This window comes from Streptomyces sp. NPDC005423 (assembly GCF_040606415.1).
Lineage (GTDB): Bacteria > Actinomycetota > Actinomycetes > Streptomycetales > Streptomycetaceae > Streptomyces.
On the sequence record NZ_JBEXET010000020.1, the window covers coordinates 61,581 to 82,438 of the forward strand.

At 72.9% G+C, this 20,858-nt stretch carries 17 protein-coding genes and 1 riboswitch; of the genes, 6 read left to right on the forward strand and 11 right to left on the reverse strand.

Annotated features, from left to right (window positions below; genetic code table 11):
* Positions 1–114: 114 nt before the first annotated feature.
* Positions 115–1,722 carry a metallophosphoesterase family protein gene (locus tag ABZT12_RS21615; protein ID WP_356386820.1) on the reverse strand — a complete coding sequence of 536 codons (1,608 nt, stop codon included), beginning with the start codon at positions 1,720–1,722 and terminating at the stop codon, positions 115–117.
* A gap of 361 nt (positions 1,723–2,083) precedes the next feature.
* Between ABZT12_RS21615 and ABZT12_RS21620 the strand changes: the two genes are divergently transcribed.
* The 3 genes from ABZT12_RS21620 to meaB are packed head-to-tail and all read left to right on the forward strand — an operon-like array spanning position 2,084 to position 7,067.
* Complete coding sequence (locus ABZT12_RS21620) at positions 2,084–3,892, forward strand: methylmalonyl-CoA mutase subunit beta (protein WP_356386823.1); 1,809 nt, start codon at positions 2,084–2,086, stop codon at positions 3,890–3,892.
* Positions 3,892–6,066, forward strand: coding sequence for a methylmalonyl-CoA mutase (gene scpA, locus ABZT12_RS21625; protein ID WP_356386826.1), 2,175 nt, complete (start codon positions 3,892–3,894; stop codon positions 6,064–6,066). Before ABZT12_RS21620 ends, scpA begins: the two co-directional genes overlap by 1 nt.
* Positions 6,067–6,080: 14 nt before the next feature.
* Positions 6,081–7,067: a methylmalonyl Co-A mutase-associated GTPase MeaB gene (meaB, locus tag ABZT12_RS21630; protein WP_356386830.1), complete on the forward strand. Its 987-nt coding sequence runs from the start codon at positions 6,081–6,083 to the stop codon at positions 7,065–7,067.
* 22 nt (positions 7,068–7,089) lie between these two features.
* Here the strand turns inward: meaB and ABZT12_RS21635 are convergent, their stop codons facing one another.
* The 4 genes from ABZT12_RS21635 to ABZT12_RS21650 form a co-directional block, all read right to left on the reverse strand.
* Positions 7,090–7,824: a (2Fe-2S)-binding protein gene (locus ABZT12_RS21635; RefSeq protein ID WP_356386833.1), complete on the reverse strand. Its 735-nt coding sequence runs from the start codon at positions 7,822–7,824 to the stop codon at positions 7,090–7,092.
* Complete coding sequence (locus ABZT12_RS21640; RefSeq protein WP_356386836.1) at positions 7,821–8,687, reverse strand: CbtA family protein; 867 nt, start codon at positions 8,685–8,687, stop codon at positions 7,821–7,823. Before ABZT12_RS21640 ends, ABZT12_RS21635 begins: the two co-directional genes overlap by 4 nt.
* 34 nt (positions 8,688–8,721) lie before the next feature.
* On the reverse strand, positions 8,722–8,871 hold the full coding sequence (locus ABZT12_RS21645) for a CbtB-domain containing protein (RefSeq protein WP_356387024.1): 150 nt from the start codon (positions 8,869–8,871) through the stop codon (positions 8,722–8,724).
* A gap of 104 nt (positions 8,872–8,975) precedes the next feature.
* Positions 8,976–9,126, reverse strand: a riboswitch (cobalamin riboswitch).
* Positions 9,127–9,159: 33 nt separating this feature from the next.
* Positions 9,160–10,236 carry an enoyl-CoA hydratase/isomerase family protein gene (locus tag ABZT12_RS21650; protein WP_356386839.1) on the reverse strand — a complete coding sequence of 359 codons (1,077 nt, stop codon included), beginning with the start codon at positions 10,234–10,236 and terminating at the stop codon, positions 9,160–9,162.
* A gap of 192 nt (positions 10,237–10,428) precedes the next feature.
* Here ABZT12_RS21650 and ABZT12_RS21655 point away from each other — a divergent pair, with 192 nt between their 5' ends.
* Positions 10,429–11,145 (forward strand): FAD binding domain-containing protein, encoded by a 717-nt coding sequence (locus ABZT12_RS21655; RefSeq protein ID WP_356387026.1) that lies wholly within the window; start codon positions 10,429–10,431, stop codon positions 11,143–11,145.
* Between the two features lie 56 nt (positions 11,146–11,201).
* On the opposite strand, the gene ABZT12_RS21660 is transcribed toward ABZT12_RS21655, so the two are convergent.
* Positions 11,202–14,576 carry a pyruvate carboxylase gene (locus tag ABZT12_RS21660; RefSeq protein WP_356387029.1) on the reverse strand — a complete coding sequence of 1,125 codons (3,375 nt, stop codon included), beginning with the start codon at positions 14,574–14,576 and terminating at the stop codon, positions 11,202–11,204.
* 211 nt (positions 14,577–14,787) lie between these two features.
* Here ABZT12_RS21660 and ABZT12_RS21665 point away from each other — a divergent pair, with 211 nt between their 5' ends.
* Positions 14,788–15,195, forward strand: a complete 408-nt coding sequence (locus tag ABZT12_RS21665) for a DUF779 domain-containing protein (RefSeq protein ID WP_356386842.1) — start codon at positions 14,788–14,790, stop codon at positions 15,193–15,195.
* Positions 15,196–15,315: 120 nt separating this feature from the next.
* Positions 15,316–16,515 carry a phosphodiester glycosidase family protein gene (locus ABZT12_RS21670; protein ID WP_356386845.1) on the forward strand — a complete coding sequence of 400 codons (1,200 nt, stop codon included), beginning with the start codon at positions 15,316–15,318 and terminating at the stop codon, positions 16,513–16,515.
* A 4-nt stretch (positions 16,516–16,519) separates the two neighbouring features.
* On the opposite strand, the gene ABZT12_RS21675 is transcribed toward ABZT12_RS21670, so the two are convergent.
* The 5 genes from ABZT12_RS21675 to ABZT12_RS21695 form a co-directional block, all read right to left on the reverse strand.
* A complete protein-coding gene (locus tag ABZT12_RS21675; RefSeq protein ID WP_356386848.1) occupies positions 16,520–16,711 on the reverse strand; it encodes a hypothetical protein in 192 nt (63 codons plus the stop codon).
* A 146-nt stretch (positions 16,712–16,857) separates the two neighbouring features.
* Positions 16,858–17,940: an acyl-CoA dehydrogenase family protein gene (locus ABZT12_RS21680; RefSeq protein ID WP_356386851.1), complete on the reverse strand. Its 1,083-nt coding sequence runs from the start codon at positions 17,938–17,940 to the stop codon at positions 16,858–16,860.
* Positions 17,937–19,133 carry an acyl-CoA dehydrogenase family protein gene (locus ABZT12_RS21685; RefSeq protein WP_356386854.1) on the reverse strand — a complete coding sequence of 399 codons (1,197 nt, stop codon included), beginning with the start codon at positions 19,131–19,133 and terminating at the stop codon, positions 17,937–17,939. Before ABZT12_RS21685 ends, ABZT12_RS21680 begins: the two co-directional genes overlap by 4 nt.
* A complete protein-coding gene (locus tag ABZT12_RS21690; RefSeq protein WP_356386857.1) occupies positions 19,130–20,107 on the reverse strand; it encodes an NADPH:quinone oxidoreductase family protein in 978 nt (325 codons plus the stop codon). Before ABZT12_RS21690 ends, ABZT12_RS21685 begins: the two co-directional genes overlap by 4 nt.
* A gap of 105 nt (positions 20,108–20,212) precedes the next feature.
* On the reverse strand, positions 20,213–20,791 hold the full coding sequence (locus tag ABZT12_RS21695) for an XRE family transcriptional regulator (RefSeq protein WP_356386860.1): 579 nt from the start codon (positions 20,789–20,791) through the stop codon (positions 20,213–20,215).
* Positions 20,792–20,858 lie beyond the last annotated feature (67 nt).

The following is a 20,858-nucleotide window of genomic DNA, read 5'->3' on the forward strand; positions in this document are numbered from 1 at the left end:
GGGGATCGACGCGCACTGGTGCTCACCGGCGGCTCCCCCGCGAACGCCGGGAGGGCACCCGACCGGGCCGGCGCCCGTCAGATGCCCTCGGTAAGTCCGACTCACCTTGCCGGGTTACCGCTTGGGCCCGTCGGAACGCTTGCGATGGAGCGTGAAGTTCTCGAACACCGACAGCTCACCGTGCGGCTTGTTCACGTTGTAGTAGGTGACGTGCATACGGGTGGTGTCACCGGCGTACCGGCCGGGGTCGACGGTGAACGCCGCGAAGCCGTAGGGGTGTTCGGTGTCGCGGACCCCGGTCCAGACCGCCTCCTCCTTGGTGTAGGCGGAGGTGCGCTTGCCGTTGGAGCCGGCGGTCGCCGACACCGAGGTGATCACCTTGGCGGTGCCGTCCTTGAAGAAGTTCTGGTTGGTGGTGCCCGAGACACCCCCGCCACCGAGGATCATGTGCACGGTGCCGAGGCCGGTGTCGATGGAGTCGGTGGCCTGGGAGGCCGGGCGCGGGGTCAGCGTCTCGCTGCCGGTGACGACACCGCGTACGGCGAGCGAGCGCTCGTAGTTGTGCTCGTGGCCGCAGAGCACCAGGTCCACCCCGTACCTGTCGAAGAGCGGACCGTACTTCTGGCGCAGTCCCAGGTCGGCACCGTTCGCGTCGGAGGAGCTGATCATGACCTGGTGCATGGCGACGACGATCCAGTCGGTGTCGCGCGAGGCGCGGGCCGTCCGCAACTCTTTTTCGAGGAACGCGAGTTGCCGTCCACCCGAGTAGCCGCTGATGTAGACGTCGCCGCCGTCCTGGAGGCAGTTGTCGTCGTTCTGCAGCACGATCACCCGGACCGAGCCGACCGTGAACGCGTACCAGAGGCCCGCGAGTTCGGCGTCCGTCTCGGTGGAGGGGAGGGTGAAGTAGGTCTGGTAGGCGCCGAGTCCGAGCGGGCCGTTGGCCTTCTCGATCTCGTGGTTGCCGGCCGCCGGCATCCAGGGGCGGAACCGCGCGGAACGGGTGTTGTTGGTGAAGAAGTTGTTCCACGTACGCACCCGGTCGACGTCCAGGTTGGCGTAGCACAGGTCGCCGTTGAGCAGGTGGAAGAGCGGCGCGACCTGCTCGATGCCGGTGACGATGTCCTTGGTCGCGGGGGTGGAGTTGGCGTCGAGCGCCACCGTGCCGGCCGCCGACCAGGTGACCTGCGGGGCCGACTGGTCGCCGAAGCTGGTGAAGGTGAAGGCGGACCGGCCGCGCGGCGCGGTGCGGAAGGTGCCGCTGTCGGGCGTCGCCCCCTCGTGCGTGGCGAGGTAGAGGTAGTCGGTGCCCGGGGTGAGCCGGCGCAGCGCGGCGTGATGGACGTGGACCGTGCGCTGGGAGGTGCCGTCGACGTAGGTGACCGTCCGGGCCTTGGCGCTGGAGCCGAAGCCGTGCTCCAGGGTGCCGTAGCGGACGACGGGGCCGGTCACCGGTCTGTCGGTGATCCAGGAGACCGTCATCTCGGTGCGCGGGTCCGCGCCGAAGGTGAGGTGCAGCCCCTGGACCGGGGGTGCGCCGGAGGAGTCCGCGGTGAGGTGCAGGGCCGGGGCGGTGAGCGGCGCCGCCTGCGCCGGGCCCGCTCCGAGCAGCGGCGTGACGGCCGCGCCCGCCCCCGCGGTGCCGAGGAGGCCCAGCGCGTGGCGGCGGCTGACTCCGTCCGCGGGGGCGGAGCCGTCCGGTGCGTCTGCCTGTGTGGTCATGGTGCCCTCCCTGGCGAGCGGTTGCGCAGCGACGAGCGCACCCTGGCGTGCCTCGGCGGCGGCTGGGTGAACGGTGCGTTGCCAGCGGGTCCGCGGGCCCGGGAGTCGCGGGCCGCGACGGTGATTCTTGCCCCGGCCTTTGCCCGGGCCGGCCCCGCGGTCGACGCGGCACCGACAGGAGCGGGGCGGGGCCGCGCGGCGGCCGGAGCCGGCGGGGCCGGTGCACGCGGCGGCCGGTCGTGGCCAAGGTCACGTGCGGATTTAGTTGCGCTCGACCCCGGGGACAGTGCCGCTCGGGAGAGGGCAAGGTCACAGCCATGTCCTCTGCTGCTCACCTGCCGATCTGCCCTAGCATCCGAGCATGACGGTCCTGCCTGACGACGGGCTCTCGCTGGCCGCCGAGTTCCCTGACGCGACCCATGAGCAGTGGCAACGCCTGGTCCAGGGCGTCCTGCGCAAGTCCGGCAAGGAAGTCTCGGACGGCTCCACAGCGGAGGCGGCCCTGTCCACCACGCTCGAGGACGGGCTCCGCGCCCGCCCTCTGTACACCGCGGACGACTCCGCGCCCGAGCCCGGCCTCCCCGGCTTCGCCCCCTTCGTACGGGGCGGCCGGCCCGAGGGCTCCACCCTCGGCGGCTGGGACGTACGCCAGCGGCACACGGCCGAGGGCGACGGCGCGGTCCTCGCGGATCTGGAGAACGGTGTCTCCTCGCTCTGGCTGGTCCTGGGCGAGCAGGGCATCCCGGTCTCCTCCCTCGGCCGGGTCCTCGACGGGGTCTATCTCGACCTGGCCCCCGTCGTGCTCGACGCCGGCCGCGAAGTCGGGTCCGCGGCGGCCGAGTTGCTCCGGCTGTACGGGGAGCGGGGCATCGCCGGGGAGAAGGCGCGCGGCAACCTGGGCGCCGACCCGCTGGGGTACGAGGCCCGTACCGGGGACGAGGGGTTCGGCTTCGCGCCGGTCGCCGCGCTCGCCCGGCGGTGCGTCGAGGAGTATCCGGGGCTGCGGGCGATGACCGTGGACGCGCTGCCGTACCACGAGGCAGGCGGCTCGGCGGGCCAGGAGCTGGGCTGCTCGCTGGCGACCGGTGTCGCCTGTCTGCGGGAGCTGACCGAGACCGGGCTGAGCGTCGAACAGGCCGCCGCCCAACTGGAGTTCCGGTACGCGGCCACTGCGGACCAGTTCCTGACCGTGGCCAAGCTGCGGGCCGCCCGCAGGCTGTGGGCGCGGGTCGCGGAGGTGTGCGGGGCGCCGGGCGGACAGGTGCAGCACGCGGTGACCTCGCCGGTGATGATGTCCCGCCGCGATCCGTGGGTGAACATGCTGCGCACGACGGTCGCGACGCTGGCCGCCGGGGTGGGCGGCGCCGACGCCGTCACCGTACTGCCCTTCGACCACGCGCTCGGGCTGTCGGACGCGTTCGCCCGCCGCATCGCCCGCAACACCTCGACGATCCTGGTCGAGGAGTCGCATCTGTCCCGGGTGATCGACCCGGCGGGCGGCTCCTGGTACGTGGAGCGGCTCACCGACGAACTCGCCCACGCCGGTTGGGAGTTCTTCCAGCACATCGAGCAACTGGGCGGCCAGGCAGCGGCGTTGCGTTCGGGCCGACTGCGCGAGGAACTGGCCGAGACCTGGGCGACGCGCAGCGCGAACCTCGCCCGGCGGCGCGAACCCGTCACCGGTGTCAGCGAGTTCCCGAACCTCGCCGAAGCCCTGGTGGAACGGCACCCCGCGCCCGTGCCCCCGTCCGGCGGGCTGCCGCGGGTGCGGCGGGACGAGGCGTTCGAGGCGTTGCGCGCCCGATCCGACGCGCATCTCGCGGCGACCGGCGCCCGGCCGCGGATCTTCCTGGCCGCCCTCGGCCCGGCCGCCGCGCACACCGCCCGGCTCGGCTTCGCCTCGAACCTGTTCCAGGCGGGCGGTATCGAGCCCGTCACGGAGGGCCCGTTCGAGGAGAGCGGTGCCACCGAGGTCTGTCTCTGCTCCAGTGACGCCCTGTACGGAGAACAGGCCGCCGAGATCGCGGCCGGTCTCCGGGCGTCGGGCGCCACCCAGGTGTTCCTGGCGGGCCGCCCCGGGGAGTACCCCGGTGTCGACGCCTATGTCTTCGCGGGCTGCGACGCCGTGGCCGTGCTCACCGCCACCCTCGACCGCATGGGAGTGTCCTGATGCCAATCCCCGACTTCTCCGGGATCGAGCTGGGGTCCCCCAAGGCCGAAGGCTCCACCGACGAGTGGCGTGACCTCGTCACCAAAGCCACGGGCGGGGACGACGTCCTCTGGGAGACCCCCGAGGGCATCGCGGTCAAGCCGCTCTACACCGGGCGGGACCTGGAGGGCCTGGACTTCCTGGGCACCTACCCGGGCATCGCGCCGTATCTGCGCGGCCCGTACCCGACGATGTACGTCAACCAGCCCTGGACGATCCGCCAGTACGCGGGCTTCTCCACCGCCGAGGAGTCCAACGCCTTCTACCGGCGCAACCTGGCGGCCGGTCAGAAGGGCCTGTCGGTCGCCTTCGACCTGCCCACCCACCGCGGCTACGACAGCGACCACCCCCGGGTGACCGGCGATGTCGGCATGGCGGGCGTGGCGATCGACTCGATCTACGACATGCGGCAGCTCTTCGACGGCATCCCGCTGGACCGGATGACGGTGTCGATGACGATGAACGGCGCCGTGCTGCCGGTGCTCGCGCTGTACATCGTGGCGGCCGAGGAACAGGGCGTACCGCCCGAGAAGCTGGCCGGGACCATCCAGAACGACATCCTCAAGGAGTTCATGGTCCGCAACACCTACATCTATCCGCCGAAGCCGTCGATGCGGATCATCTCCGACATCTTCGCCTACACCTCGCAGCGGATGCCGCGCTACAACTCGATCTCCATCTCCGGCTACCACATCCAGGAGGCGGGCGCGACGGCCGACCTGGAGCTGGCGTACACGCTGGCCGACGGGGTGGAGTACATCCGGGCGGGACGGGCGGCGGGGATGGACGTGGACGCGTTCGCGCCCCGGCTCTCCTTCTTCTGGGCGATCGGCATGAACTTCTTCATGGAGATCGCCAAGTTGCGGGCCGCGCGGCTGCTCTGGGCCAAGCTGGTCCGGCAGTTCGACCCGCAGAACGCCAAGTCCCTTTCGCTGCGCACCCATTCACAGACCTCCGGCTGGTCGCTGACCGCGCAGGACGTGTTCAACAACGTGACGCGTACGTGCGTGGAGGCGATGGCGGCGACCCAGGGCCACACCCAGTCGCTGCACACCAACGCCCTCGACGAGGCGCTCGCGCTGCCCACCGACTTCTCCGCGCGCATCGCCCGCAACACCCAGCTGCTGATCCAGCAGGAGTCGGGCACCACGCGGGTGATCGACCCGTGGGGCGGCAGCGCGTACGTGGAGCGGCTGACGTACGACCTCGCGCGCCGGGCCTGGCAGCACATCGAGGAGGTCGAGGCGGCCGGCGGGATGGCGCAGGCCATCGACGCCGGTATCCCCAAGCTCCGGATCGAGGAGGCCGCGGCCCGCACCCAGGCCCGGATCGACTCCGGGCGCCAGCCGGTGATCGGCGTCAACAAGTACCGGGTGGAGACCGACGAGCGGATCGACGTACGCGCGGTCGACAACTCCTCCGTGCGCACCCAGCAGATCGAGAAGCTGCGCCGGCTGCGCGCGGAGCGCGACGAGCAGGCGTGCCGGGCCGCGCTGGACGCCCTGACCCGGGCGGCCGAGGGCACCGGCAACCTGCTGGAGCTGGCGGTGGACGCGGCCCGCGCCAAGGCGACCGTGGGCGAGATCTCCGACGCCCTGGAGAAGGTCTACGGGCGGCACGCGAGCCAGATCCGTACGATTTCCGGTGTGTACCGCAGCGAAGCAGGGACCTCCCCCTCCGTCGACCGCACCCGCACCCTGGTGGGCTCCTTCGAGGAGGCCGAGGGGCGGCGCCCCCGCATACTGGTCGCCAAGATGGGCCAGGACGGACACGACCGGGGCCAGAAGGTGATCGCCACCGCCTTCGCCGACCTCGGTTTCGACGTCGACGTCGGCCCGCTCTTCCAGACCCCGGGTGAGGTGGCGCGGCAGGCCGTCGAGGCGGACGTGCACATCGTCGGGGTGTCCTCGCTGGCCGCCGGGCACCTCACGCTCGTACCGGCGCTGCGGGAACAGCTCGCCGAGGAGGGCCGCGAGGACATCATGGTCGTCGTCGGCGGGGTGATCCCGCCGCAGGACGTGCCCACGCTCCTGGAGATGGGCGCGGCGGCGGTCTTCCCGCCGGGGACGGTGATCCCGGACGCCGCCTACGACCTGGTGCGGCGGCTCGCCGCCGACCTCGGTCACGACCTCTGAGGCCGCGGACTCCCATGGCTGTCGACATCGACACGTACGCGAAGGGCGTACTCGACGGGAAGCGGGCGCTGATCGCGCGCGCCATCACGCTCGTCGAGTCGACCCGCCCCGATCACCGGACGCTGGCGCAGCGGCTCCTCACCGAGCTGCTGCCGCACAGCGGGCGGGCGCGGCGGATCGGCATCAGCGGGGTGCCCGGGGTCGGCAAGTCGACGTTCATCGACGCGTTCGGCACGATGCTCACGGCGCTCGGGCACCGGGTCGCGGTACTCGCCGTCGATCCGTCGTCCACCCGGACCGGCGGGTCGATCCTGGGCGACAAGACACGTATGGAGCGGCTGGCCGTCGACCCGGCGGCGTTCGTCCGGCCCTCCCCCACCGCCGGGACGCTCGGCGGGGTCGCGAGGGCGACCCGCGAGTCGATCGTGGTGATGGAGGCGGCCGGCTATGACGTGGTGCTGGTGGAGACGGTCGGGGTCGGCCAGTCCGAGACCGCGGTGGCGAACATGGTCGACTCCTTCCTGCTGCTGACGCTGGCCCGTACCGGCGACCAGTTGCAGGGCATCAAGAAGGGGGTCCTGGAGCTGGCGGACGTCATCGCCGTGAACAAGGCGGACGGTCCGCACGAGCGGGACGCCCGGGGCGCGGCACGTGAACTGGCGGGCGCGCTGCGGCTGATGCACCCCGCCGACGCCGACTGGACTCCGCCGGTGCTCAGTTGCAGCGCCCGCGAGTCGACCGGACTGGACACGGTCTGGGAACGGCTGGAGCGGCACCGCGTCCTTCTCGACTCCTCGGGCCGGCTGGCCGCCAAGCGCCGTGAGCAGCAGGTCGACTGGACGTGGACGATGGTCCGCGACGAACTCCTCGGCCGGCTGCACTCGGACCCGGCCGTCCGCGCGCTCGCGCCGGATCTCGAACGCCGGGTGCGTGAAGGGGAGTTGACGGCGACGCTGGCCGCCGAGCGGATCCTGGCGGCGTTCGGCGAGCGGCCGAGCTGACCGGCCCGGCGCACGGGTCCGGCTACGTCCGGGAGAGCGCGCAGTCCCCGCAGAGGGGTCCCTTCCGGTCGGGTGCGGCTCGGTAGATCAGGCAGCAACTACGGCGCCGGAAGGCCCCGTTCGGCGCCGACGTGCCGGTGTCGCGCAGCGGCGGGGTCCGGTGGAGGAGTGCGGCGAGGGCACGGATGCGAGGCGCGAGGTCCGGGCGGGCCGACGCGATCATGGTCACGGCTCCGTTGACCGCCGAGGCGGTGTTGCCCCACAGGATGTGCCGCGACACCGAGAACTCCCCCATGGCGTCGGCGAGTTCGGTCAGCGGGCCGTTCAGCAGCCGGTCGCTGAGCAGCTCGGCGAGCCGGGCCGGTTCCCGGGCGGGGGCGCCCGCGAAGGCGTCGTCGGGCAGCGACAGCGGGACCGGGGCGCCGAGCACCGGCTGCCACCGCAGCTCCGCGAGGCGCGGTGCCGGGACACGGCCGTGCAGGACGGCGGCGGCCAGGGCGGGAGAGACCAGCCGGGCGGCCAGCCCGAGATGGGCGACGGACGCCGCGACCCGGAGCTCGACCGTGCCGGCCGGCCGGCCGCCCATCGCCGCCAGCGAGTCGCGTACGCCGTTCACCCGGGCTTCCAGCAGGGCTCGGGTGAACCGCTGCCAGGGCTCGGGCGGCGCGGTGCCGGACGGATGGGTGCGGACGGCGAAGAACGGGCCGAGCGCGGTGATCTCCTCGATCACCGCGCTCGCCGTGGGAGGAGCGGTCATGCCGCGACCGGGTCCGGCTCCTGCGAGGGGGCGACGGCGTCCGGCCGCGTGGGCGCGAGCAGCCGCTCGGCCAGTGGCGCGAAGACCAGACCGAGAGCGGTCCAGAGGACCAGCTGCGCGGCGACGGAGTAGAGGCGGAAGGCGAACAGCACGTCGGCGGGGAAGCCCGGGTAGACGATGGTGCCCTTGGTATCGGTCAGCGGCAGCGGGGTCTCGGTCGCCTGGTTGCCGTAGTTCTCCTTGTTGGACGCGAGGTGGCCGAGCTGCGGCAGGAGCAGCATGACGATCCCGATCGCGACGACGAACGCGGCGCCGGCCAGCAGCGTGGCGTTCCAGTTGCCGAAGCGCGCCTGGAGCCGGTTGCCGAGCCAGACGGCTCCGGCGAGGAAGGCGACGGAGCACACGACCATGATCAGGTACAGGGCGCTGCGCTGCTGGATGGTCTCCTCGTGGCCGATCGCCGGCGGGTTGGCCGGGTACTTGAGGAACGGCACCAGGTACATGCCGAGGAACCCGCCGCCGGCCACCAGCAGGGCCAGGGAGCGGGCCCGCAGACCGCCGGTGCGGCCCAGGCACACGGTGTAGGCGACGGCGAACAGGGCGCCCATCGCCATCCCGAAGAAGACCATGCCGACGCCGATGCCGACGTTGGCCTGGATGGTGCGGCTGAACAGGTCGGGGTCGCCCGCCTCGACGGGCAGGCCGGCCGCCTTGTCCAGGGTGTTCTGGACGGCGTCGCGACCGGTCTCGTAGTCGATGGCCTTGTCTATCTGCGGCTCGGCGAAGATGCGCGCGAAGACGAACGCGAGCAGGCCCGCCACCGCGCCGGCGAGTACGCCGCGCAGGAGGAGCTTCTTTTCCATGTCGAGTTGTCCGTACGTCCGGGTGCCGACGAGGTCAGTGGCAGGGGAAGCCGAGGAAGTGACGCGCGTCGTGGACGAACTCGTGGACGTGCATGTCGTTGCCGAACACCGACACGGCGCCCTGGTCGACGCCGACGAAGTAGTAGACGGCGAGCGCGATCAGCGCCGAACCGACCAGCCACAGAACGGACTTGGAGACCGGCAGGACGACCGGCGTGGACACCGGGCGGGGGGAAGTGGAAACGCTGCTCAAGGTGAGCCCTCCTTAGGGGATCGTGCGTCCCTTGCGTGTGCGGGCGGAGTGAAGGGTCAGTGTCTGACTCACCTGTCACCTTCCGGTGGCGGGCTCACAGTGGCGCGACCGTGCTGGATTCTCACCAGCTTCCTTATGCCTTCACTACAGGGCGAGCGTACGGCCCCCTTCTCGGGGGCGTCAATCGAGCGTCGGTGCCGGACGTGCCCGGGAGATCGTCTACTCCCCTGCGGCGAGGCCCAGTTCACGCCCGCCGAGCGGGGCGAAGAAGCGCTCGACGTCCGCCTCGGTGACCTCGGCGAGGGTGGGCGGGCTCCACCGCGGGTCGCGGTCCTTGTCGATGACCTGGGCGCGGATGCCCTCCACGAGGTCGGGTGCGGCGAGGGCCGCGCAGGAGACCCGGTACTCCTGGTCGAGGACGCTCTCCAGCCGGCCCAGCCGGCGGGCCCGGCGCAGTGCGGCCAGGGTCACCTTGAGCGAGGTGGGCGACCGGGAGAGCAGGGTCTCGGCGGCCTCCTTGGCGGCGCTGCCGCCGTGTCCGAGGAGCCGCCCGAGGATCTCCTCGACGGTGTCCGCCGCGTAGCAGACGTCGATCCACCCGCGGGCGGCGGCGAGTTGGCCGGGCGACGCGGTCCCCGCGTACCGGCTCAGGACCTCCGGTACCGGCGCGTGGGCGAGGCCGTCGAGGAGCCGGGGCATTGCGTGCGAGGGCACGAAGTGGTCGGCGAGGCCGCACAGCAGCGCGTCGGCCGCGCCCGCGACGGCACCGGTCAGCGCCAGATGGGTGCCGAGTTCACCGGGCGCGCGGGCGAGCAGGTGGGTGCCGCCGACGTCGGGAACGAACCCGATGCCGGTCTCCGGCATGGCGACCCTGGAGCGTTCGGTGACGATCCGCACCCCGCCGTGGGCGGAGAGGCCGACGCCGCCGCCCATCACGATGCCGTCCATGACGGCCACGTACGGCTTCGGGTAGTGCGCGATCCGGGAGTTGAGGTGGTACTCGTCCCGCCAGAACGCGGCGGAGGCGGTGCCGTCACCGTCGCGGGCGTCGGCGTGGATGGCGCGGATGTCGCCGCCCGCGCACAGGCCCCGCTCGCCCGCGCCGGTGAGCACCACGGTCCGCACGGCCGGGTCGTCCTCCCACTCGGTCAGCGCCCGGTGGATACGGCGGACCATGGCGTGACTGAGGGCGTTGAGCGCTTCGGGGCGGTTGAGCGTGAGATACCCGGCGCGTCCCTCGGTGCGCAGCAGTACGGGTTCCTCGTGGTCGGTCGTCCGAGCGCCTCGTTCCGTCATCGGGCCACCATGACATGCCGGTTTCCGGCCGGGCCGGCCAGGTGCGGGGCCGGGCGGAGACGCGCACCCGCCGCGCGAACGAGCCCTGGACGCGCCCCCGCGCGTCCGGGGAGGATGAGCCGGTTCGACGGTCCGGTCGCCGGGGCACTCCGCACACCGGCCGCCACGTTCCCGGAAAGCAGGTCCGCCGCCGTGCTGTTGCGTCTGCCCACGTCCGTGTCCGAAGCACAGCGGTGCCTGGCCGAGGGGGCGGTGCCGATAGGCGGCGCGACGCTGGTGTGGGCCGGGTGGCAGCGCGACGGCTTCCCGGAGTACGCGATGTCGCTGCGCGAGCTGCCGGAGGCCACCGCGATCGGGCGCGAGACGCTGGGCGCGGCCGTGGTGCTGCACCAGATCGACGACCGCGTGCCCGAGACGCTGCGCCGGGCGGCGGCCACCGTCGGCACCGGGGCGGTGCGCCGTACGGCCACGGTCGGCGGCAACATGGCCGGCAGCACGCTGCGGTGTCTGCTGCCCGCGGCCCTCGTCCTGGAGGCCCGGGCGCTGGTGCTGGAACCGGACGACATGTACGAGACCGAGCCGGCCGAGGTGCCGGCCAAGGGCCGGCTGCTGCTCGGGCTGCGCTGGCGGGAGCCGCTCGCCAGCCGCTACCGCAAGCTGCCGGGCGCGGCGGGCGGAGCGCCGCCGCTGGTGGTGGCCGCCGCGCTGCACGCGGCCGACGGCGGGGGGAGCCGCCTGCGGGTCGCCGTCCGCGTCGGCTACGACGTGCTCTGCGAGAGCGTCGACCGCGCGGCCGGCTCCACCGCCGAGCAGGTCCTCGACGCGCTGCACGGGACGACGGCCGGCGCGCTGGACGCCCCGGCGTGGGACGTGGTCCGCGCGGAGGTCACCGGGCTGCTCGCCCGCTGAGCGCCACGGGCCGCCGGGGCGGACATCGCCCCAACGGCCCGTAGCTACAACGGAGTTCAGCTGATCTGGACCAGCAGGTCGCCGCCCTCCACCTGCTGGATGCGGTTGATGGCCAGCCGGGTCACCCGGCCCGCCTTCGTAGCGGTGATCGCGGCCTCCATCTTCATCGCCTCGATGGTGGCCACCGTGCCGCCCACCGCGACCTCGTCGCCCTCGGTGACCGCGAGGGTGACCACCCCGGCGAACGGCGCCGCCACCTGACCGGAGTCGGACCGGTCGGCCTTCTCGGTGACCGGTACGTCGGAGGCGGCCGAGGTGTCGCGGACCTGGATCGGCCGCAACTGTCCGTTGAGCGTGGAGACCACCGTGCGCATCCCCCGCTCGTCGGCCTCGCCGACCGCCTCCAGCTCGATCAGCAGCCGTACGCCGGGTTCCAGGTCGACGGCGTACTCCTCGCCGGGGCGCAGCCCGTAGAAGAAGTCCTTGCTGTCCAGGACGCCGGTGTCGCCGTAGGTCTGGCGGTGGGTCTCGTAGGTGCGGGTGGGGCCGGGGAACAGCAGCCGGTTGAGGGTGGCGCGGGGGGTCTTCTCCAGGCCCTCGCGGTCCTCGGCGGTCAGTTCCTGGACCGGCTTCGCCGCGGCGCGGCCCTCAAGTGCCTTGCTGCGGAAGGGTTCCGGCCAGCCGCCGGGCGGGGTGCCGAGCTCGCCGCGGAGGAAGCCGATGACGGAGTCGGGGATGTCGAAGCGGTTCGGGCTCGCCTCGAAGTCCGCCGGTGCCACATCGGCGCCGACCAGGTGCAGGGCGAGGTCGCCGACCACCTTGGAGGACGGGGTGACCTTGACCAGGCGGCCCAGCATCCGGTCGGCGGCGGCGTACATCGCCTCGATGTCCTCGAAGCGGTCGCCGAGGCCTAGCGCGACGGCCTGGGTGCGCAGGTTGGAGAGCTGGCCGCCGGGGATCTCGTGGTGGTAGACGCGACCGGTCGGCGAGGCGAGTCCGGCCTCGAAGGGGGCGTAGATCCGGCGGACGCTCTCCCAGTACGGCTCCAGGTCGCCGACGGCCTGGAGGTCGAGGCCGGTGGGGCGGTCGGAGTGGTCGGTCGCGGCGACGATCGCCGACAGCGACGGCTGCGAGGTGGTGCCCGCCATGGACGCCACCGCGCCGTCGACCGCGTCCGCGCCGGCCTGGATCGCGGCGAGGTAGGTGGCGAGCTGACCGCCCGCCGTGTCGTGGGTGTGCAGATGGACCGGCAGGTCGAACTCGCGGCGCAGCGCCGACACCAGCCGGGCCGCCGCCGGGGCGCGCAGCAGACCCGCCATGTCCTTGACGGCCAGCACATGGGCGCCCGCGTCGACGATCTGCTCGGCGAGGCGGAGGTAGTAGTCCAGCGTGTACAGGCGCTCCGCCGGGTCGGAGAGGTCGGAGGTGTAGCAGAGGGCGACCTCGGCGACGGCGGTTCCGGTCTGCCGTACGGCGTCGATGGCGGGCCGCATCTGGTTCACGTCGTTGAGCGCGTCGAAGATGCGGAAGATGTCGATGCCGGTGGCGGCGGCCTCCTGGACGAAGGTGTCGGTCACCTCGGTCGGATACGGCGTGTAGCCGACGGTGTTGCGGCCGCGCAGCAGCATCTGCAGACAGATGTTGGGGACGGCCTCGCGCAGGGCTGCCAGGCGCTCCCACGGGTCCTCGGCGAGGAAGCGCAGGGCGACGTCGTAGGTGGCGCCGCCCCAGCACTCCATGGAGAGCAGTTCGGGCAGCGTGCGGGCGACGACCGGGGCGACCGCGAGGAGGTCCTTGGTGCGGACCCGGGTGGCGAGCAGCGACTGGTGGGCGTCGCGGAAGGTGGTGTCGGTGACGCCGATGGTCGGCGACTCGCGCAACCGGCGGGCGAAGCCCTCCGGGCCGAGTTCGACGAGCCGTTGCCGGGAGCCCGCGGCCGGTTCGGCGGCGGGCAGCGGGGGCAGCTTGGTGACCGGGTCGATCAGGTGGGGCCGCTCGCCGTGCGGTTTGTTGACGGTGACGTCGGCGAGGTAGGTGAGCAGTTTCGTGCCCCGGTCGGCGGAGTGCCGCGAGGTGAGCAGATGCGGGCGCTGCTCGATGAACGAGGTGGTGACGCGGCCGGCCTGGAAGTCGGCGTCGTCCAACACCGCTTGCAGGAAAGGGATGTTGGTGGCCACGCCCCGGATGCGGAACTCGGCCACCGCGCGCCGGGCGCGGCCGATCGCGGAGGGGAAGTCCCGTCCCCGGCAGGTGAGTTTGACCAGCAGGGAGTCGAAGTGCGCGCTGATCTCCGTACCCGCGTGGGTGGTTCCGCCGTCGAGGCGGATGCCGGAGCCGCCCGGGGAGCGGTAGGCGCTGATGCGGCCGGTGTCGGGGCGGAAGCCGTTGGCGGGGTCCTCGGTGGTGATACGGCACTGGAGGGCGGCGCCGTGCAGCCGGACGGTCTCCTGGGAGAGCCCGAGGTCGGCCAGCGACTCACCGGCGGCGATGCGCAGTTGGGCCTGGACGAGGTCGACGTCGGTGACCTCCTCGGTGACCGTGTGCTCGACCTGGATGCGCGGGTTCATCTCGATGAAGACGTGGTGGCCGGCCGGGTCGACGAGGAACTCGACGGTGCCCGCGTTGCGGTAGCCGATCTCGCGGGCGAAGCGCACCGCGTCGGCGCAGATCCGGTCGCGCAGACCGGGGTCGAGGTTGGGCGCGGGCGCCATCTCGATGACCTTCTGGTGGCGGCGCTGGAGCGAGCAGTCGCGCTCGAAGAGGTGGATGACGTTGCCCTGCCCGTCGGCGAGGATCTGCACCTCGATGTGACGGGGGTCCACGACGGCCTTCTCCAGGAAGACCGTGGGGTCGCCGAACGCGGACGCGGCCTCGCGGGCCGCCGCCTCGATGGACTCGCGCAGCTGGGCCGGTTCCTCGACGCGGCGCATACCGCGCCCGCCGCCTCCGGCGACCGCCTTCACGAACACCGGGAAGCCGACGTCCTCGGCGGCGCGGACCAGTTCGTCCACGTCGCTGGAGGGCGCGGAGGAGCCGAGCACGGGCACGCCGGCCGCGCGCGCCGCGGCGACCGCGCTGGCCTTGTTCCCGGTCAGCTCCAGGGTCCGCGCGCTCGGCCCGACGAAGGTGATGCCGGCCTCCTCGCAGGCCCGGGCCAGCTCGGGGTTCTCGGACAGGAACCCGTACCCCGGGTAGACGGCGTCCGCGCCCGCGCGGCGGGCCGCCCCGACGATCTCCTCGACGGACAGATAGGCCCGTACGGGGTGGCCCGGCCTGCCGATCTCATAGGCCTCGTCGGCCTTCAGCCGGTGCAGCGAATTGCGGTCCTCATGGGGAAAGACGGCGACGGTTCGGGCCCCGAGCTCATAGCCCGCCCGGAACGCCCGGATCGCGATCTCACCACGGTTGGCGACCAGCACCTTGCGGAACATCCTGGATCCCTTCAGCCTGCCGGTGACGTGGACCATGGTGTCGGTGTCGCCCGCTTCATGCCATGTGAGCCGGGCCACTCGTCGAGAAAAGTTCCGCACGCCGGCCGCCCGCCCGGTTCCGCGCGCGCAACCCTTCCGCAACCTGGTCCCTGATGGACTGGCGGACCGGACGAGGTGAACGGTCCGGCCCGGCTTCCCTGGGACGGTCGACATGCACGACAGGCACGGCACGGACGGCGACGAGGGCACGGACGGCACGGCGGACGCGACGGTCCCGCGAGTCGAGCTCACCCCGGCCGCGGCCGGTCTGCTGCGCCAACTTCGCGCGGCGCACGGTCCATTGATGTTCCACCAGTCGGGCGGCTGCTGTGACGGCAGCGCGCCCATGTGCTATCCGGCGGGCGAGTTCCGCACCGGCGGTTCGGACGTGCTGCTGGCCGAGCTGGAGGTGGAGGGTGTCGCCGAGCCGGTTCCGTTCTGGATCTCGCGCAGCCAGTACGCGGTCTGGAGCCACACTCGGCTGATCGTGGACGTCGTAGCAGGCCGGGGCAGTGGTTTCTCGTTGGAGGCACCCGAGGGGGTGCGTTTTCTCACTCGTTCCCGTGTAGTCGACGCCTAGCCGCCCCGCGGAACGGCGCGGTCTGCTGCACTTCCCCTGAGTCCTTGGAGAGTTGACGAGACATCAGGGGGCACGGTGACACGTCGTCACAGGCGGTTCAAATCGGGCAGAACGACACTGGTGGCGGTCGCCGCGTGCGGCGCGCTGGCCCTGACGGGGGCGGCACCGGCCGGTGCCGTACCGGGGGGTGCCGCACCGGGCGGGGTGCGGATCGCGGCCGGGGTCACCTACCGGCAGCTGGACCTCGCCGGGTCCAGGGGCCTGGTCCACGCCCATGTGGTCAGCGCCGACCTGCGCGACCCCCGGGTGCGGATCGGCCTGCTGCACCCCACGGCGGTGGCGGCGCGGGCGGCCGTCTCCCGGCTCGCGGACGCGCAGGGCGCGGTGGCCGGCGTCAACGGTGACTTCTTCGACATCGCCGAGACCCAGCACCCGGGGGTCGAGGCGACCGGCGCGGCCGACGGGCCGGCGGTCGCGGACGGCCTGGTGCTCAAGGGCGCGGTGCCGGACGGCCAGCGGTTCGGCCCGGTGCTGCCGTCGGGCGCGACCACCGAGGACGTGCTCGGCGTCGGGACCGACGGCCGGGCCCGGCTGGACCGGCTCGCCCTGGACGGGTCGGTCGGCACGCCCGGGGGCAGTCTGCCGCTGCGCGGGCTCAACCAGTTCGCGCTGCCGCAGAACTCCGTCGGCGCGTTCACCGCCCAGTGGGGCAGCGCCTCCCGGGTACGCGCCGTCTGCGGTTCGGACACCGACCGGGCCGCCCCGTGCAGCACCGACACCTACGAGGTGACGGTCCGCCAGGGCCGGGTGGTGTCGGCGGCGGCCACGCCCGGCGGCGGCCCGATCGCGCCGGGGACCACGGTCCTCGTGGGGCGGGAGTCCGGCGCGCGGCAGCTGCGGAGGCTCTCCCCCGGCGAACCGGTGACGGTACGGCACCGGCTGGTGGCCGCCGCCTCCCGCACCCCGTTCCGCTTCGCGCTCGGCGGCTTCCCGGTCCTCGTCCACGGGCAGCCGCTGCCCGGCCTCGACACCCGCGCCTTCGCCGTGCGCACCGCCGTCGGGATCGCGGACGGCGGGCGGCGGCTGCTGCTCTTCGCGCTCGACGGCGCCCCCGCCTACCGCGGCGGCCTGACGGTCGCCCAGCTCGCCGACGCCCTGCGCGGACTGGGGGCGGTCGACGCCTTCAACCTCGACGGCGGCGGCTCGACGACGCTGGTCACCCGGGCGCCCGGCGCGGCGGCGGTCGCCGTACGCAACCATCCGACGGGCGGCGCCGAGCGCCCCGTGGCCAACGGTGTCGGGGTCTTCTCCGCCGGTTGACCTGTCAGGGGCGCACCCCGCTGACCAGGGTCGCGGTGGCCGTGAGGCCGCTCTGGATGCTCGGTGCCATGCCGGTGCCCGCCAGCAGGAAGCCGAGGACGCCGCAGACCAGCGCGTGGGACAGCTTCAGTCCGTTGCGCAGGAAGAACGCCGCCAGGATCAGGAGCAGCAGCACCACAGAGATGGAAATGGCCATCGTCATCCTCCTCCGCCACACCGCACCTGACTGGTTCGCGGCGTTCGGCCGCAAGTGTGGCGTAGCGGAGGGTTTGTCCGGGCGGTCGACATATCGCCCGAACGTGTGGTGTCACAACGGGCGGCCCGGCCGGCCTCCCCGGACGGTCAGGGTGCCCGCAGGTCGACCAGTTCGGCCAGCGCCGCCCGGTGGGCGCCCGCCGTGCCGTAGGCGATCGAGTCGGCCTTGGCCCGTTTGAGATAGAGGTGGGCGGGGTGTTCCCACGTCATGCCGAGGCCGGCGTGGAGTTGCACCGCCTCCTCGGCGGCATGCACGGCGACGCCCGCCGCGTAGGCCTGCGCGACGGCGACCGCCACGTCCGCGTCGGCGCCGGTGGCGAGGGCGTCGGCCGCGTTGCGTGCCGCCGCCCGCAGGTTGACGACCTCCAGCCACAGCTGGGCGAGCCGGTGCTTGAGCGCCTGGAATCCGCCGACCGGCCGGTTGAACTGCCTGCGCTCCTTGAGGTAGCGGACCGTCTCCGTCAACGTCCAGTCGGCGAGGCCCAGTTGCTCGGAGGCGAGCAGTCCGGCTCCGGCCCGCAGGGCACGTCGTACGGCCGGTTCGGCGTCGCCGATCCGGCGGCCGGGGGCGCCGTCGAGCACCACGCGCGCCAGCGGCCGGGTCAGGTCCAGGGAGACCTGCGGGGTGACGGTGGCGGCGGAGGCGGCGACCGCGTACAGGCCGCCGTCGTCGGCGGGCACGAGCAGCACGTCGGCGAAGGCGGCGTCGGCGATCGCGGTCAACTCGCCCCGCAGCGCGCCGTTCTCCAGTCGTACGACGGGGAAGGGGGCGCCGGGCGCGGTGTGCAGCCCTACGGCGAGCGCGCCGGCCGAGGTCCCGGTGGCCAGTTCGGAGAGCAGGTCGTCCGCGCCGCACTCCAGCAGCGCCTCGGTGGCCACCACGGCGCTGGTCAGATAGGGCACCGGCGCGACTGAGCGCCCCAACTCCTCGACCACGACGGCGATTTCGCGGTGGGTGGCACCCTGGCCGCCCAGTTCGTCGGGGATGAGGAGTCCGGCGAGGCCCATGCCGCCGGTGAGCGCCTTCCACAGCGGGACGTCGTGCGGGGCGTCCGACTCGCCTCGCGCGATGACTCCGGCGGCGTCGCAGTGGTCGGCGAGCAGGCCCCGGACGGCGGCGCGCAGCGCCTCTTCCTCTTCCGAGTAGAGCAGGTCGGGCTGTGCGTTCATCGCGTCAGGTCCTTCCAGGCGACGTCCTTGTCGGTGCGCGGCTCGGACGGCAGGCCCAGGACGCGTTCGGCGACGATGTTCAGCAGGACCTCGCTGGTCCCGCCTTCGATGCTGTTGCCCTTGGAACGCAGGTAGCGGTAACCGGCGTCCCGGCCGGTGAAGTCGACCAGTGCCGGCCGGCGCATCGTCCAGTCGTCGTACAACAGGCCCTCCTCTCCCCGGAGTTCGACCTCCAGGCCGCTGATCTCCTGGTTGAGGCGGGCGAAGGAGAGCTTCATGCCGGAGCCCTCGTAGCCAGGCTGGCCGGCGACGAGCTGCTGGCGGAGGCGTTCGGCGGTGAGGCGGGCGACCTCGGCCTCCACCCAGAGCGTGAGGAGACGCTGGTGGAGGTCGTGGGTGCGCAGTGCGGGGCGTTCGCGCCAGGTCCTGCTGACCGGGCCGATCATGCCGCCCTCGCGGGGCAGGCGCATGCCGCCGATCGAGACGCGCTCGTTCATGAGCGTGGTCTGGGCGACCCGCCAGCCGTCGCCGATCTCACCGAGGCGGTGGGCGTCGGGGATCCGGACGTCGGTGAGGAAGACCTCGTTGAACTCGGCCTCGCCGGTGAGCTGGCGCAGCGGCCGGACCTCGACGCCCGGGTCGCTCATGTCGCAGACGAAGTAGGTGATGCCCGCGTGCTTGGGCACGTCCGGGTCGGTGCGCGCGATCAGGATGGCCCAGCGGGCGACGTGCGCGCTGGAGGTCCACACCTTCTGCCCGTTGACCACCCAGTCGCCCCCGCTCTCCCGGACCGCGCGGGTGCCGAGCGCGGCCAGGTCGGAGCCGGCGCCCGGCTCGCTGAACAGCTGGCACCAGACCTCCTCGCCCACCCACAGGGGCCTGAGGAAGCGGCGCTTCTGCTCCTCCGTGCCGTAGCGCAGGACGGTCGGCGCGGCCATGCCGAGGCCGATGCCGATCCGGCGCGGATCGTTGTCGGGAGCGCCGGCCGCCTCCAACTCGGCTTCCACGGCGGCCTGGAGGGCGCGCGGGGCACCGAGACCGCCGAGACCCTCGGGGTAGTGGACCCAGGCGAGACCGGCGTCGAAGCGGGCCTTGAGGAAGTCGAGCCGGTCGGTCCGCGCAGGCGGGTGCGCGGCCAGCAACTCCTGCGTGCGGCGGCGCAGTTCGGCTGCGTCCAGGGTCTTTTCGCTCATGCGGCGGCTCCGTTCTGCGCGGACGGTACGACGACGACCCGGCCGGTGGTGACACCGTCGGCGACCCGCTGGACGGCGGCGGCCCCGCCGGAGAGCGGCACGCGCTCGCTCACCAGCGGCTTGATCGCCCCGCTGGTGACCAGTGCGGTCAGCTGCTCGTGGCAGTGCTGGATCAGCTTGGGGTTCTTGCTGCCGTACAGGCCCCAGTGCAGGCCGAGGACGGCGTAGTTCTTCACCAGGGCGTGGTTGAGGGAGGGGCTGGGGATCGTGCCGCTCGCGAAGCCCACGACGACGATCCGGCCCTCGAAGGCGACGACCTTCGTGGACTGGGTGTAGGCGTCGCCGCCGACCGGGTCGTAGACGACGTCGGCGCCGCGTCCGCCGGTGGCCTCCTTGACGGCGGCGATGACGTCCTCGGTGCGCCGGTCGATCACCACGTCGCAGCCCGACTCCCGTGCTGCGGCGGTCTTTTCGGCGCCGCCGACGACTCCGATGACGGTGGCGCCGGCCGCCTTGCCGAGCTGGACGGCGGCGCTGCCGACCCCGCCGGCGGCGGCGTGCACGAGGAGGGTCTCGCCGGCCTCCAGACGCGCCCTGCGGTGCAGTCCGAACCAGCCCGTCTGGTAGCCGATGTGCAGCGCGGCGGTCTCGGCGTCGTCCAGCGGGGCGGGCGCGGGCAGCAGGGCGGCGGCGTCCGCGACGGCGTACTCGGCGAAACCGCCGTACGGCAGCGCGGGGTTGGCGATGACCCGGCGGCCGTCCTCGGTCTCGCCGCAGATCTCGACGCCCGGGGTGAACGGCAGCGGGGGCCGCACCTGGTAGTGGCCGCGGCACATCAGCACATCGGGGAAGTTGATGTTCGCGGCGCGCACCTTGAGCAGGACCTGGCCCTCGCCCGGCGTGGGCCGTTCCACCTCCGCCAGGCGCATCGCCTCACTCGGCTCGCCGTTCTGGTGCACTTGCCATGCCTGCATGCGGGGCCTCCACGGGACTGCTTCGTCTGACCGGGCTCGTCGCATACTAAGCGGTCGCTTGCCCATCGGGGAACAGTCGCGTGCGTCACGCCCGGCATCCCCCGGTCAGGACCGCCTGGGCCGGGCCCGTACGTGCATCCGCTCCCCCTGCGGCCCGAAGAGGCTGAGGAACTCCACGGCCCCCTCCCCCGTCGACCCGAACCAGTGCGGTGTGCGGGTGTCGAACTCGGCGGCCTCGCCCGCCGCGAGCACCACGTCGTGCTCCCCCAGCACCAGCCGCAGCCGCCCGGCCAGCACGTAGAGCCACTCGTACCCCTCGTGGGTGCGCGGATCGGGTTCGAGCGAGCGCTTCGGTTCGAGCACCTTGTACGCCTGGAGGCCGCCGGGCTGCCGGGTGAGCGGCCAGTGGGTGCGTCCGCCGCGCACGATGGGCTCGGCCCGCACCCGGGGGTCGCCGACGGCCGGAGCGCCGACGAGTTCGTCCAGCGGCACCTGGTGGGCCCGCGCGATCGGCAGCAGCAGTTCCAGGCTGGGCCTGCGCAGCCCGGACTCCAGCCGGGACAGCGTGCTCACCGAGATCCCGGTCGCCGCCGAGAGCCCGGCGAGGGTCGCGCCCCGCTCCTTGCGCAGCCGCCGCAGCCGGGGACCCACCTCCGCCAGGACGCCGTCCGTGTCGTCGTTCATGACCGACATTGCAGTTTCGGCAAACCCGTCTGTCAATCCGGCGGATCGGTCGGGGCGGGGGTCTCGG